At 35.6% G+C, this 14,131-nt stretch carries 12 protein-coding genes; 5 read left to right on the top strand and 7 right to left on the bottom strand.

Annotation, left to right across the window (positions count from 1 at the left end):
• Window positions 1-612, bottom strand: coding sequence for a YdeI/OmpD-associated family protein (locus ACM6F9_RS13065; protein WP_414846116.1), 612 nt, complete (start codon window positions 610-612; stop codon window positions 1-3).
• 5 nt (window positions 613-617) lie between these two features.
• A complete protein-coding gene (locus ACM6F9_RS13060) occupies window positions 618-1,751 on the bottom strand; it encodes a serine hydrolase domain-containing protein (RefSeq protein WP_414846115.1) in 1,134 nt (377 codons plus the stop codon).
• A gap of 100 nt (window positions 1,752-1,851) precedes the next feature.
• Between ACM6F9_RS13060 and ACM6F9_RS13055 the strand changes: the two genes are divergently transcribed.
• Window positions 1,852-3,180: a M48 family metalloprotease gene (locus ACM6F9_RS13055; RefSeq protein WP_414846114.1), complete on the top strand. Its 1,329-nt coding sequence runs from the start codon at window positions 1,852-1,854 to the stop codon at window positions 3,178-3,180.
• A gap of 131 nt (window positions 3,181-3,311) precedes the next feature.
• Here the strand turns inward: ACM6F9_RS13055 and ACM6F9_RS13050 are convergent, their stop codons facing one another.
• The 3 genes from ACM6F9_RS13050 to ACM6F9_RS13040 all read right to left on the bottom strand — a co-directional run bounded on the left by ACM6F9_RS13050 (window position 3,312) and on the right by ACM6F9_RS13040 (window position 8,000).
• Window positions 3,312-4,841, bottom strand: a complete 1,530-nt coding sequence (locus ACM6F9_RS13050; protein ID WP_414846113.1) for a hypothetical protein — start codon at window positions 4,839-4,841, stop codon at window positions 3,312-3,314.
• A gap of 46 nt (window positions 4,842-4,887) precedes the next feature.
• Window positions 4,888-6,375: a hypothetical protein gene (locus tag ACM6F9_RS13045; protein ID WP_414846112.1), complete on the bottom strand. Its 1,488-nt coding sequence runs from the start codon at window positions 6,373-6,375 to the stop codon at window positions 4,888-4,890.
• Between the two features lie 83 nt (window positions 6,376-6,458).
• A complete protein-coding gene (locus ACM6F9_RS13040) occupies window positions 6,459-8,000 on the bottom strand; it encodes a glycine--tRNA ligase (RefSeq protein ID WP_414846111.1) in 1,542 nt (513 codons plus the stop codon).
• Between the two features lie 215 nt (window positions 8,001-8,215).
• On the opposite strand from ACM6F9_RS13040, the gene ACM6F9_RS13035 reads away from it, so the two are divergent.
• Window positions 8,216-8,911, top strand: coding sequence for a pseudouridine synthase (locus ACM6F9_RS13035; protein WP_414846110.1), 696 nt, complete (start codon window positions 8,216-8,218; stop codon window positions 8,909-8,911).
• A 391-nt stretch (window positions 8,912-9,302) separates the two neighbouring features.
• Window positions 9,303-10,340, top strand: a complete 1,038-nt coding sequence (locus tag ACM6F9_RS13030) for a quinone-dependent dihydroorotate dehydrogenase (RefSeq protein ID WP_414846109.1) — start codon at window positions 9,303-9,305, stop codon at window positions 10,338-10,340.
• 32 nt (window positions 10,341-10,372) lie between these two features.
• On the opposite strand, the gene ACM6F9_RS13025 is transcribed toward ACM6F9_RS13030, so the two are convergent.
• Both ACM6F9_RS13025 and ACM6F9_RS13020 read right to left on the bottom strand, forming a co-directional pair.
• Complete coding sequence (locus tag ACM6F9_RS13025; protein ID WP_414846108.1) at window positions 10,373-11,263, bottom strand: hypothetical protein; 891 nt, start codon at window positions 11,261-11,263, stop codon at window positions 10,373-10,375.
• 28 nt (window positions 11,264-11,291) lie between these two features.
• A complete protein-coding gene (locus ACM6F9_RS13020) occupies window positions 11,292-12,536 on the bottom strand; it encodes a DUF445 domain-containing protein (RefSeq protein WP_414846107.1) in 1,245 nt (414 codons plus the stop codon).
• A 176-nt stretch (window positions 12,537-12,712) separates the two neighbouring features.
• Here ACM6F9_RS13020 and msrB point away from each other — a divergent pair, with 176 nt between their 5' ends.
• On the top strand, window positions 12,713-13,159 hold the full coding sequence (gene msrB, locus ACM6F9_RS13015; RefSeq protein ID WP_414846106.1) for a peptide-methionine (R)-S-oxide reductase MsrB: 447 nt from the start codon (window positions 12,713-12,715) through the stop codon (window positions 13,157-13,159).
• Window positions 13,160-13,286: 127 nt separating this feature from the next.
• Entirely contained in the window at window positions 13,287-14,042 is a 756-nt protein-coding gene (locus ACM6F9_RS13010) for a murein L,D-transpeptidase catalytic domain family protein (RefSeq protein WP_414846105.1), read from the top strand.
• Window positions 14,043-14,131 lie beyond the last annotated feature (89 nt).

Raw genomic sequence — 14,131 nt, 5'->3', positions numbered from 1 at the left:
TTATTTTTTCTGGTACTTCCAGTTTCGGCCTTTACCTTCGGCTATCCATTCCAAAGACTGTTCCAATCTTTTATTTCTGGTAGCTTCTGTTTTGGCTTCGGAAACCCATGCAATATACTCTTTTCTGAAAGACGTTGAAGCTTTTTCAAAAATTTCTTTTGCTTTTGGCTGGGCATTTAAAGCTGACTGAAAATAATCCGGAACATCCATTTCTACTTTGGATGGAGGAGCCTTTTTCATCGTAACTCCCATGTCTGTAAGTTCCATAGCTTCTTGAATAGCTCTTTTCAGCTGAGGTTTGGACGGAAGATCTTCAAGACGGGTTACTTTTCCCAAACTGAACATTGAACTTTTTTCAGCAGTTGTTTCTATTTCCTGTAAAGTTTTCATTTCCTGATGCAGCCAGAATCCCAGACTGCAATATTGTTTAAAAGCAGTGATAGAACACAGAATTTTTCCTTTGTACATGAACGTAGGAAATTGCCATTTGATAGCCTCTTCTGCATCGGGGCAGGCTTCATGAATCGTTTCACGAAGGTATTCTAAGATAGGTTTTGCAAAATCCGGAGACTTTTCAATGTATTCATCAACTTTTACGCTGTGTTTTTCCATAGTGTTTATTGGAATAGTTGTACAATTTCGTTCACGAAGAATCTAACCTGATCTGGCCTTCCTCTGTCATTTTTAGGGTTATTGGAATAGCTTCCGGTTTTTACAATAACGATATTATGTTCCGGAACCATAATAATATATTGTCCCTGTAATCCCAGGAAATAATAATGTTTGATTGGGTTGTCATGATTGATCCACAGTCCCATTCCATAAATGTTTTCAGACTTTTCCGTAGGAGTTCTCATCTGTTCAATGAAGTTTGCATTAAGGATTTGCTGATCTCCTGCTTTTCCGTTATCCAGAAATAACTGCCCCAGTTTGGCAAAATCCCTTGCATTGGAATGAATACAGCAATAGGTTTTTTCCATGCCGTGATTGTCTGTACTCCATTTAGCGTTCTGTTCCATTCCCAAAGGAACCCAGAATTTTTCTGATAGATAGCTTGCCAATGGCTTATTCAGAGCTTTTCGAAGCGCAAAACCAAGAAGCTGCGTAGAGCCACTTTGATATTCAAATCTGACTCCCGGTTCTTCTTTGAATTTTCTTGAAAACACTGCTTTTACAAGGCTTTTTCCATAATAAGCTTTTGCATTGGGCAGAAACGGATTGTTGTAATTTTCATCCCAGTCCAGTCCGGCTTCCATTTGAGCCAGATTTTTAAGAGTTACCTCATTTCCGAAGGGTTTATCTTTAAATTCAGAATAAAAATCAGATAGTTTTTCATCAATATTCGGAATAATACCTTCTTCCAAAGCTTTCCCTAAAAGCATTACAGTGACTGCTTTAGCCATTGAAAAAGAATTGGTCTGTGATAGCTGATTGTAGCCGTCCCAATATTGTTCATGAAGAATTTTTCCATTCTTTATCACTACAAAAGCGGCTGTTTTGGAGTGTTTTAAGTTTTCAACTAAATGTTTAGGTAATTCCTTTTTGTTGTAATCCGGATCTTCTTCCCAGAGTTTGGGCTCTTCTGTTGCAATAGGATTACTTGGGAAAAGATTTCCGTCGTCAATGTAAGCACTTAATTTTCCTTTAAGATAGGTTTTGGAAATACCATTAAATAAATAATCATATCCCAGAAAATAAGCAGCTGCCGCACCTGCTACAGCTCCGCCTATCATATACTTTAGTATTCTCATCTTTTCATGAATGGGTCTTTAACAAATTTAGAATAATTTGGCTATAAAAATTAAAATGAATCACCAAATACGTTATTTTTGTTCTTATTTGATGAAAACTATGACCAGAAAACTGATTGTATTGGGATGCTTCCTATTTTCGATGATAGGAATAGCCCAGATTTACAAACCGATAGATACTGCAGATTATATACAGAGAAAAGCCTTTTTAAAGAATTTCGAGGGAAATAATGAAGCGACTGTAAAAAGGTTAAAATCCCAATATTCCGGGAAGACAGGTACAGAATTATCCAAAATTTATAAAGAATTCGGAACTGACTTTGAAAAGCAGGTGAAGAATAAGGATTTCATCTTTAAATCTGAATTTGAAGCCAGTATACAGTCTATGATTCAACGCCTTAAAAAGAACAATCCTAAAATTCCACAGGATCTTAAAATTTTGATCGCAAAAGATAATACTCCCAATGCATATTGCCTTGCTGACGGAACTTTTGTAATCAATATGGGACTCTATAGCTGGCTGAACAATGAAGAACAGATTGCTGCAGTAATTTCTCATGAGCTGGGGCACAAAATAGAAGAGCATTCCCTGAAGACTTTTTTAAAAATTATTGAACAGGATAAACAGGATAAAGTGGTTGTTGAGAATATCAAATCCACAACAACAAGCAGAAGCCAGAGCCAGAATCAGAAAGCTTTTGATATTCTTAAAAACACAGTGTACAAAAAAGGTGTGGAGAGAAGACAAAGCGAAATGCAGGCAGATTCTCTGGGCTATGTCATTTTTAAAAACAGTGATTTCAAAAAAACAGAATTTGTAAATGCTCTTCAAAGGCTGCAGGATTTTGATACGATCTCACCAAGAGCACTGAAGGTGGACACTTATAAGAAATTATTTAATCTCCCAAAGCAAGCGTTCAATGAGAAATGGATGAAAAAGGAAGATTTTTCCCTGTACAACTATAATTTTTACAAAGAAAAACTGAACAAAGATTCTCTTGCATCACATCCCGAAGTCTCCAGAAGAATTGATATGCTTAAAAAGACTTTTGCAGAGCTTAAAGCACCTGTCGCACCAGAAAAGCCTTCAGAGCTCTTTGTTACATTAAGGAAAACGGCCAGAATGGAAATTCTGCCCAATTATTTTCATTCGGAAGATTACGGATTGGGAATTTATACTGCCATGCAGTTTTTGCAGGATGAAGAGGAAGAAAAATATTATAAAAGTTGGTTGGGAAGATGCTTCTCTAAAATATATGAAGCGAGAAAAAACTATAACCTGAACCGGTATCTGGATAGAATAGAACCTAAAAATCAGAGTGAAAGTTACCAGCAGTTTCTGAATTTTATGTGGAACTTAAGCCTGGATGAAATAAAGAATATTGCAGACTTTTATCAGACGAATGAGACTATAGCGAAGGTAAACTGATCTTGATATAAATAGTTTATATATCAATAGGGACGGGCTTTAGCCCGTTTTTTAAATAACAAAAATTCCACAGGCTTTAGCCAAAACTTAAAAAGAAGAACCCTGATGCAGATCAGGATTCTTCTTTTATATTAGTAATTTAATTTCTCCAAACGGATTTTATTGAACTTTTCTTTCTCGTTATATTCCCGAAGAAGGATAAAGCCTTCTTTTCCTACATAAGGAGTTACCGCATAATTGTCTTTTTCAGAAATGGGAATAATCTCCTGTTTGAATTTTCCATCAATAATGGTATTGATAAACAGATTCCATCTTTTCTGTTTGGTTACTTCGTCTTTTTGATAATCGCGGTAGAAAAATACCACGTCTTTTCCTCCGTTGAGGTATTGTGAGAACAGGTAATCACTGTTTACCCATTTTGATTTCTCTTTTTCGAAAACCTGCACATTTTTCACTTTGAAATCTTTATCGGTATAGATGTACACAAGATCGGTGGTTTTCGGAGCGTTATATTGACCTGCCGGTTTATATTTTTCTGATAAAATACCAACACTTCCGTCATTCATGAAGTACATGTCTTTGGTCTGAAGCATATAGCCGCTTTCTACCATACCATTTCTATTGAGTTTTGGAAGAAATGCGGAGATATTAGGCTCATAATTGATTGCTTTGGTATCTACTGAAAAATCGGTTTTGTTGAGAATCATTCTTGCAAATCCTACTGATTCAGAATCATCATAGTTTCTTCCTAATAAAACTACTTTATCATCAAAAGTTTTATCGTTATCAATCTTTCGGTAATTGGAGTAGAAGGATTCAATATTGTCTATTGTATCATCAGATAATCCGGTAACGGGTTTGTTGGATTTTTCTTTTCCTGTTTTCATATCAAGAACCAGAAGACTGAATGTTTTTTGCTTGTCATTCACTTTTTTCATGATGCAGTACATATAATTCTCGTCTCTTTCCAGAACAGATAAAGCCGTGTATAGCTTTTTGCTTCCCTCCGTATTGTATTTATATCTCCAGACTTCTTTTTTATTTTCATCAAACTTCATAAGGCTGTTGCTGTTTTCATACTTTCCGTAATCTTTGTATTCAACGGCAAAATAACCGCCTTCTTTCAGTTCTCCTACAGCAGAAACATAGTTGTAGCCCTTCTCTTTTTTCTCATCACGGTTGTCCTTACGCTGTTCTTTCCAGCTTTTCGGCTCGTTGATTTCTTTGAAGCTTCCGTTTTCCAGATAGTCGTAATAGATTTTTCTGGTAATAGAGTTGGTTTTCGGATCGATCACCATGGAAACCGGAGTGAAGATTTCTTTGCTTTTTACAAGGGAATAATCCATCATGGATGGTTTCAAGATAATTTGTCCTTTAAAATCAACATAGCCTAAGTAAGAGCCAGCTGTAATATCTCCTTCAAACTCTTTATTGGCAACAGGGTTGAGGTTTTTATCCAGTATTACATATTCAAACTTTTTGGTTTTATCACCGGATTTTCCGTAAGAATATAGAGAAACATAGCCGTAAAGATTGTCTTTATCATCGAATAGAGCATTCATTCCCACGTGATCCCCGGCTGCAAGTGTTGTCAGATCCTGAGTTTGGGAAAATGCAAATGTCTGGATGAGCCCAAACATGATCAGCGTTATTTTTTTCATGGTTAAAATTTGAATGTCAAAAATACTGAATTAGTAAAAAGAAAAATTAATAATTTAATCTTTCCAAACGAATCTTATTGTATTTCTCTTTTTCATTGAGTTCCTGAAGCAAAATATACCCCTCTTTTGCATTGTAAGGAATGACAAAATTATTTTCTGAAGACATGGGCAAAACTTCCTGTTTGAACTGACCGTTTATAAAAGTATTAATATAAAGGCTCCATTTTTTTTCTTTGTTTTTCTTTTCTGTATTGGCATAAAAGAAGGCAATATCTTTTTTGTCGTTCAAATATTGTGAGAAAAGGTAAGTGCTGTTTTTCTGGGAAGGATATGTTTTTATATTCCTTAGATTCATATCAGGATCATAATCCATCACCACAAGATCTGAAACGTCATTGTTTCTTCTGTTGATTTTTTGTAAAATCACAAAGACATCATTGTTTTGTAAAAAATTGACGGATTTTATATCCAGATCTTTAGAGTCAAAAGGCTCTTTCAGCTCTTCAATATCTTTATGGTCTTTGTAATGATCCTGAAAATTTGTTTCATTAAAAGACAGTTGATTCCGGGTTTTGTCATAAGTGAGTTTTACAAAACCTTCAATATTTGAAGAGCTCCCGGAGTACTTTAATAATGATGTTAATGTTTTGTCCGTATTATATTTGCTGTTTATAATTCCGTCAACAGAATTCAAAGAAATGTAAAGATGTGTTTCATAGGGAAATGGAAGCTGATTTAAAACTTTTCCAGTCTTCATGTCAAAAACCATAAAATAATATTCAGGATCTCCCTCCTGGTATTTAAATATTTTTGCGATTAAAACATCGTCGTCATAATTGGCTATTTTAAACTTAACAGAATTGTTTTTATGGTCTTTATCAAAAAAAGGGTATTCCCAGAGTTTCTGATGATCTTTGCTGAAAAGGCTTACCTTAATATCCTTGAAACCGTTTTTAGCATCTTTAAATTCGGAAATAACAGTTTGTCCGTTGTCTAGTTCTACAATTTCAGAATATAGTTTATATCCTTTTTCTTTTTTAAGGTCCTTATTGTCGTCTTTTAATTCCCTGTTCGTTTTTGAAGATGAAATAGATGTCAGATTGGTTCCGTCATACTCCAACTTATCCTTCTTTTTAATTTGATAGTCATGCAGATCAATAATAAAATCAGAAGGGACATAAAATGAATTATCAAAAGCGTAGTCATGGAGTTTAAAGGAAGGAGTGATGATAAGCTGTTTCTTTGAATTAAGGTAAGGATAGTATTCAACAGCAGTCTCGTCACTCTCAAAATTTCCTGTTGAAAGAGAATTAAGATTTTTATCAAACAAAAAATATTCTAATTTGTTTTTTTTCTTATCATTTTCTGTTTTACCAAGGTCGTAAAGAGCCATGTATCCGAAAAGATTCTTTTCGTTGTCAGAAATGGATTGTAAGCCTAGATATTTTCCCTGTGCAATGGTTGCAAGATCTTGAGTCTGAGAATGAAATAGCCCATAGAATAGGCCCAGCATAAGGCAGGTGATTTTTTTCATGGTTTGTATTTTTCACAAAAATAATCATTTCTGCTATATGTTTTTCAGAAAATAAAAAAGCCCTGAAAAACAGGGCTTTTAAACTATATTTTAGAAAGTAAATTTCTGAAGTTTGTTTTCTCATCAATGATTCTTCTCAACTCTGAAACAGGAACTCTTTCCTGCTGCATCGTGTCTCTGTCTCTGATGGTTACCGTATGATCCGTTAAAGAGTCGTGATCCACAGTGATACAGTATGGAGTACCAATCGCATCCTGCCTTCTGTAACGTTTTCCGATGGCATCTTTCTCTTCGTAGAATAAGTTGAAATCATACTTCAGATCATTGAAGATCTTTTCAGCATATTCAGCTAAACCGTCTTTCTTCATCAATGGAAGAATAGCGGCTTTAATTGGCGCTAATGCCGGAGGTAACGATAAAACTGTTCTTTCTGAACCGTCTTCCAATACTTCGTCTCTTAAGCAATGTGAGAATATAGAAAGGAATAATCTGTCTAAACCTACTGAAGTTTCAACAACATAAGGAACATAGTTTTCGTTTCTTTCAGGATCAAAGAACTGAAGCTTTCTTCCTGAGAATTCCTCGTGCGCTTTTAAGTCGAAATCTGTTCTTGAGTGAATTCCTTCCAATTCTTTAAATCCGAATGGGAAATTAAATTCAATATCAGCTGCAGCATTCGCATAGTGAGCCAGTTTCTCGTGATCGTGGAATCTGTAATTATCATTTCCTAAACCTAATGCTAAGTGCCAGTTCAGACGTTTTTGCTTCCATTGCTCGTAGAATTCAAGTTCTGTTCCCGGAGCAACGAAGAACTGCATTTCCATCTGTTCGAATTCACGCATTCTGAAGATAAACTGTCTTGCAACAATCTCGTTTCTGAACGCTTTACCAATCTGCGCAATACCGAAAGGAAGCTTGTGACGTGAAGTTTTCTGCACATTCAGGAAGTTAACAAAAATACCCTGAGCCGTTTCTGGTCTTAAATAAAGGTCCATCGCACTGTCAGCAGAAGCACCTAATTTAGTTCCGAACATCAGGTTGAATTGTCTTACCTCTGTCCAGTTTTTAGAACCTGTATCAGGATCTGCAATTTCAAGCTCTTCAATCAAAGCTTTTACATCAGCAAGGTCTTCATTTTCCAGAGATTTTGCCAGCCTCGAAAGAATAGCCTCTCTTTTTGCTCTGTATTCAATAATTTTTGGATTCGTAGCAACAAACTTATCTTTATCAAAAGCATCACCGAATCTTTTTGCTGCTTTTTCGATTTCTTTGTTCTCTTTATCTTCAATTTTAGCACAATAATCCTCTACCAAAACGTCTGCTCTGAAACGCTTCTTAGAATCTTTATTATCAATCAATGGATCGTTGAAAGCGTCTACGTGGCCTGATGCCTTCCATGTAGTTGGGTGCATAAGGATCGCCGAATCAATGCCGACAATATTTTCGTTAAGCTGTACCATAGCTTTCCACCAATATTGTTTGATATTATTTTTAAGTTCGGCACCGTTCTGTCCATAATCATAAACAGCGGATAAACCATCATAGATCTCACTCGATGGGAAAATAAAACCATATTCTTTAGCGTGAGAAATCACTTTCTTGAAAACATCTTCTTGCTTTGCCATAATTTTTTTAACGTCTGATGTGCAAAAATATGAATTTGGAATCAAAATCATGAGATTCAGTAAAAAAAGCAGTTAATAAACAGACAAATATTTACATTTTAATTTTCCAGGAGCCGGGAACCTGCTTTCCGCTGTATCTTTTGCTCCATTGTATTTCGCAAAAGGATGTCGCTGCAATCAGGGCTATATCAGTTGAAAATTTCTACTTTTGTACCATGTTAGAAATTCTTTATCACGACGAATATATTATTGCCATCAACAAGCCCAGCGGATTATTGGTACATAAATCCTTCTATGCCGGAGAAGCCGATACCTATGCTATTCAGGAGCTGAAGAAACAGATTGGACAAAAAGTATATCCCGTACACCGGTTAGACCGAAAAACTTCAGGTATTCTGCTGTTTACTTTAGATAAAGATACCCTTAGAATCATGAGCGAACAGTTTGCATCACGCGAAGTGGAGAAGAAATATCTGGCCATTCTTCGGGGCTGGGCAAAAGAAGAAGAAACAATTGATTATGATTTAATCAACGAAAATGAAGTCAAGCAAAATGCGGTTACTTACTATCGCCGTTTACAAACTTCGGAAATAGATTTACCTTTCTTAAAACATCAGACTTCGAGATACTGCTTAGTAGAAGCAATTCCTGAAACGGGAAGGTTTCATCAGTTGAGAAAACATTTTAAACATATTCTGCATCCTATTTTAGGCTGTCGCAAACATGGCTGCAATAAACAGAATAAATTATGGCTTCAGACATTTGACGTCAACAAAATGACGCTTCACGCCCATCAGTTGATTTTTAATCATCCTGTTTCTAACGAGAGAATCACTGTAAATGCCACTATAGATGAAGATTTCAAAAGAGTAGGGGATATTCTGAAATTTGATCTGAGTGCGTATTCTTAATTTAAACCAAACGATTCTTCACCTGGCCCAGCCTGACAAGGTAATATTTTCCAATTATTCTACCCATTTAAGTTATAATGGAGATATTTCTCTGTACCTATTGTTTTAACGCAATGCTCGCAAAGTTTATTTTTATTTCCAATCGTAAGGGCACTTCGTTCAGCAAATACAGATAGCGTGTACTTCGCTTAGTGAAACGCCCTTGCGAACCAAAATGTTTTCAGGATGGTGATATTTCTTTGCGATCATAGCGTTAAAAAATCTCTCTGATTTATAGAATATATAGTTGTTTTCCAACTTATAGATACTATAGATCAGACATTTTGATAAAATATCATATATCAATCTAGCATTAATTTTAAAATGAGTAATTTTGTAAAACTTTTTTTCAATGTACAAATCGCTCATTCGTCCGATCCTTTTCAAATTTGACCCTGAAGATGTTCATCACTTTACATTTTCAATGCTTAAAAATTTTGGATTTCTTACCCAACTATTTTTCCCAAAACCTATTGAAGACAAACGTCTGGAAAGAGAATTTTTTGGATTAAAATTTAAAAATCCTGTAGGACTGGCAGCCGGTTTCGATAAAAATGCAGTGTTATTTAACGAATTAGGAGACTTAGGTTTTGGTTTTGTAGAAATCGGGACGGTAACCCCAAGAGCTCAGGTCGGAAATCCTAAGAAAAGACTGTTTCGTCTCATTGAAGATGGCGGAATTATCAACAGAATGGGATTCAACAATGAAGGTCTTGAAGCCGCTATTGAAAAACTGAAATCCAATAAAGGAAAAATAATCATCGGTGGAAACATCGGGAAAAATACAGATACAACCCCGGAAAATTATACCCAGGATTATCTGGACTGTTTTGAAGGTCTTCATCCTCATGTAGATTACTTTGTACTGAACGTAAGCTGTCCGAATGTAGGAAGCCACGCCAAACTTGAAGATGTAGACTATCTGAGAGAGCTGATCACAGAAGTGAAGAAAATAAACCAGTCAAAATCTGTACAGAAACCAATATTACTGAAAATAGCTCCTGATCTGAATAACAATCAATTAGATGAAATCATTGAACTGATTGCCGAAACAAAAATTGATGGTATCGTGGTTTCCAATACTTCAGTAAACAGAGAAGGATTGAAAACCTCTCCGGAAGTTTTAGAACAGATCGGAAATGGTGGATTAAGCGGAAAGCCGATTCGTGAAAGAAGTACAAAAATGATCAAATACCTTTCTGATAAAAGTAACAGAGCATTCCCAATCATTGGGGTAGGAGGAATTCATTCTGCAAAAGATGCTATGGAAAAACTAGATGCAGGAGCCAGCCTGATTCAGCTGTATACAGGATTTATTTATGAAGGTCCGGAACTGATCAACGAAATCAACAAGGAAATTCTGAAAAGAGCAAGCAGATTACCAAGATAATAACAAAAAGAGAGTTGATATGACTCTCTTTTTTATTTTGACTTTACGATGGTTGCACTTTTAATATCAACGGTAAGTGTATGAGCTGGTGTGCTATCGGATTTACCTATTTTATATTTAATTGTTTGACTGTCTTTGGATTTTGTTTTGGTAGCATCATAGATGTTTTCCAGACAACTTTCTATCAGGAATTCTTGGTAGTTTTTATAATTCCAGTCTTTCGTAAAATAAAGAACCCTGTAGCCTTTCTCACCTTCACTTGCTCCGCATCTTCCACAAGCATTAAAATTTGATGTTTGCTCAAAATAGAGTAGAACTCTATTTCCGTTTTCTCCGGCGGCATAGGAAATTAATTCGTTCCCACCTGCTTTATTAATAAAATCATAGGTGTTGAGCTTTTTATTATTAGGCAGAAAGAGATAATTGTTGAGGCGATAGATCATAACATTCCCTGTAGATAGTTTTACGGGATGAACTTTTTTTCCAACATAAAAATGCCCCGAAACCGGATTTTTACTCCTATTGACCTCTTCAAATATAAAGTATTCCAGAGGCAGGAGCTTTTGTGCAATTTCGTCTGTTTTTTCTACTTTCTGCAGAGAGGTGATCTGTTCCTTCAGAAGCTTTGATTTCTGTTTTTGTTTCGTTCCAAAATTATAAAGAGAGAGATTTCCATAGTAATCATATATTCCGGTGAGAGGAATTCTCTTTTTGTATTTGTCATAATAATACCATCCGTCAACGTAGTGCTGATATTGGTCACAATCTACTATTCTTGTGTAATTGATCTCAATGGTAATGGGTATTCCTGCAATCTCTCCGATAAAGGTCTGCGAAGTATCCGTTACTTTTTTTAATTCAACTTTCTGACAGAAGAAAAATGTAAGGGAAAAGAAAAAGAATACCGTAAAAATTTTTTTCATGGTTGAGTTATCTTGGTTTTTAGTTTTTTTAAATGAAGAAGTGAGCGATGGTGTAAATGATGAGTCCCACTAGACCTCCTACCAATGTTCCGTTGACCCGGATAAATTGCAGATCTTTTCCCACTTCCAGCTCCAGCTTTTCACTCAATTCTTTTCCTTGCCAGTTCCCAACAGTTGTACTGATGAGGTTCCCAAATTGATGGGTGTTTTTCAGAATATATTTATAAGCTGTCACACGCACCCAATGATCAATTTTGTTCTGAAGGCTTTCATCGGTCTTTAAATTTTGGGCAAATTCATTCAAATTTTTAGTAAGATAGTTTTTCAAAGCAGAATTCTCCTCCTGAAGTTCTTTCATCAGTGTTTTTTTGATCGAAACCCAGATATCATTGGAATATTCGTCCAGCTTGTCATTTTTCAGAAGTCCGTTTTTGATGGTTTTAAATTCTTCATCCCATTTAGGATCTTCTTTCAGATCAACAGAGAATTCATGAATTTTCTGAGTAATCAATGCTCTCACTTCATGTTCAGGATTTTCTTCTATTTCTTTAAAAAAATCAGAAAGTCCGTCGGCTATTTTATCGGCAATTTTAGTATCTACAAAAGATGGAATGAATGAATAGCTGCCTTTCTTTACACGGTCCTGAATCATTGCATCGTTTTCAATGATGTATTCTTTGATCTGTTTCGAAAGATTGGTGATGATTCTCTGATGGTCATTTTTTTCCAGAATATAGCCAATTCCGTTTCCTACTACTTTATTAAGTTTAATGTCATCAGTCATTTCAGCAACTTTTTTACTGATAAATTGGCTTACTGTAGAATCATCAAGCTTATTAAGAATATCAAGAACAATATCAGAAAGATTTTTAATCAAAATCTCCTGACTTTTTTCCTTGCCCAGCCATTCCCCGACAAAATTAGAAACTTTAAGCTTTTGGATATAAGGCCGTATATTCTGAGGAGAAAGGAAATTGCCCACCACAAAACTCCCAAGATTGTCTCCCAGTCTCTGTTTACTGTTCTCAATCAGATTGGTATGAGGAATAGGAAGCCCCAGCGGATGTCGGAATAATGCAGTCACCGCGAACCAGTCAGCAAGAGCCCCCACCATAGCGGCCTCAGCAAATGCGCGTACATAGCCGATCCAATGAGAATTATTAGACTTCTGTAAAATAGTGGTAACAATGAAAATAATGGCCATCAGGACAAATAATCCAGTGGCAAATGCTTTATATTTTCTGAGTTGTTTTCTTTTTGCTTCGTCATTCATATTCTCAAATTTACTAAATTTGGTTATGAAACCGTTTAATCTTAATAAAAGCTTTTAAACCTCAAAACTTTTGTGGTTAAAGAATGAAATTTACGATGAAATTTTTAGTTTCAGTCCCCTTATTATTTTTTCTGCAGGCATGTACGAAGAAATACGAACCTATTAAAAAAACTCCTATGGAAAATACAGAAGCAAAAAACAATCCATACTATTCCAGAACCGATACTACAAAACTTACCGTTTCCAATGAAGAATGGAAGAAAATCCTCGCTCCGGATTTATATGCAATCGCCAGAGAAGCGGCAACAGAAAGAGCTTTTACAGGAAAATACAACGAATTTGATGAGATAGGAGAATACTATTGTGCAGTGTGTGGAAATCATTTGTTCCGTTCTACATCAAAATTTTCCAGCAGCTGTGGGTGGCCCAGTTTCTTTGAAGCTGATAAAGAAGGAGTCTATTATGTGAGAGATCAGTCTTATGGAATGGATAGAGTAGAAGTGCTTTGTAAAAGATGTGATTCCCATCTTGGACACGTTTTTGATGATGGTCCAAAACCTACAGGACTGAGGTATTGTATGAATTCTGTAAGCCTGGAATTTGTTCCGGATTCACAAAAATAACTACTTTAATTCACAAAATCAGGACGTTAAAGTTTCTTAAATAGCGTTAAACTTTTTAGAGTTATAACCCCTTGGTAATTATGTTTTTATAATTTTGCCCCACTAATTTGGATTTATATAGTATTGAATGAAAGGATTTTATAGTGTATTAGGCCTTGTTTACATGGTGACGACTTCATTCTACATTTCCCCAAGAGTAGCGGCGAAAAGTGAGAATGTAACAACAACGAAAACTGAAAAAGTAGCTGAAACGAAATCTGAGAAGGGCACAACAGCCATCTCTTCATCAGAAGCATTATACCAGTCTATTGCCTTTGACCCGGAACACGAACTGAATTATGAAGTGTTCTCAAAAGCTTTAACTGGTTATGAAAATTTAAAAAAAGCAGGATTGCTTACCCAGGATTCGCATTTATTGACTATCTGCGATTTTTCTATGTCTTCTAACACAAAAAGACTTTGGATCATTGACCTGGAAGACAAAAAAGTTCTGTTCAACTCATTAGTGGCACACGGAAAAAATACAGGAGAAGAATTTGCGACGAATTTTTCTAACAAGGAAAGTTCGCTGCAGAGCAGTCTTGGATTTTATATCACGGATGCAACCTATCAGGGTGATAACGGATATTCTCTTAAGTTATTGGGAATGGATAAGGGCTTTAATGATGCTGCATACAGAAGAGCAATTGTAATGCATGGAGCGGATTATGTAAGTGATACATTTGCTACGATGCACAAAAGAATTGGAAGAAGCTGGGGATGCCCTGCCGTCCCAAGAGAACTGACACAGTCTATAATCAATACGATTAAAGGTAAAAACTGTCTGTTCATTTATTATCCTGATCAGAATTATCTTTCTTCCTCGGAATGGTTGAAAGCATAAAGATTAAAAGAGCAGTCAGATTTGGCTGCTCTTTTTCTTTTAAAATAAGTCTTGCAATTCGAAAATAACAATTACATTTATATAACTCT

Origin of the sequence: Chryseobacterium sp. IT-36CA2 (assembly GCF_949767875.1) — a bacterium.
Taxonomy (GTDB): domain Bacteria; phylum Bacteroidota; class Bacteroidia; order Flavobacteriales; family Weeksellaceae; genus Chryseobacterium.
This window is presented reverse-complemented; position numbering and strand designations above follow the sequence as displayed.

Coding starts and splice junctions, on each gene's coding strand:
- ACM6F9_RS13045 (WP_414846112.1), bottom strand. CDS start 6,375: ATGAAAAAAATCACCTGCCTTATGCTGGGCCTATTCTATGGGCTATTT.
- msrB (WP_414846106.1), top strand. CDS start 12,713: ATGGAAAATACAGAAGCAAAAAACAATCCATACTATTCCAGAACCGAT.
- ACM6F9_RS13025 (WP_414846108.1), bottom strand. CDS start 11,263: ATGAAAAAAATTTTTACGGTATTCTTTTTCTTTTCCCTTACATTTTTC.
- ACM6F9_RS13060 (WP_414846115.1), bottom strand. CDS start 1,751: ATGAGAATACTAAAGTATATGATAGGCGGAGCTGTAGCAGGTGCGGCA.
- ACM6F9_RS13050 (WP_414846113.1), bottom strand. CDS start 4,841: ATGAAAAAAATAACGCTGATCATGTTTGGGCTCATCCAGACATTTGCA.
- ACM6F9_RS13040 (WP_414846111.1), bottom strand. CDS start 8,000: ATGGCAAAGCAAGAAGATGTTTTCAAGAAAGTGATTTCTCACGCTAAA.
- ACM6F9_RS13020 (WP_414846107.1), bottom strand. CDS start 12,536: ATGAATGACGAAGCAAAAAGAAAACAACTCAGAAAATATAAAGCATTT.
- ACM6F9_RS13030 (WP_414846109.1), top strand. CDS start 9,303: ATGTACAAATCGCTCATTCGTCCGATCCTTTTCAAATTTGACCCTGAA.
- ACM6F9_RS13010 (WP_414846105.1), top strand. CDS start 13,287: ATGAAAGGATTTTATAGTGTATTAGGCCTTGTTTACATGGTGACGACT.
- ACM6F9_RS13035 (WP_414846110.1), top strand. CDS start 8,216: ATGTTAGAAATTCTTTATCACGACGAATATATTATTGCCATCAACAAG.
- ACM6F9_RS13065 (WP_414846116.1), bottom strand. CDS start 612: ATGGAAAAACACAGCGTAAAAGTTGATGAATACATTGAAAAGTCTCCG.
- ACM6F9_RS13055 (WP_414846114.1), top strand. CDS start 1,852: ATGACCAGAAAACTGATTGTATTGGGATGCTTCCTATTTTCGATGATA.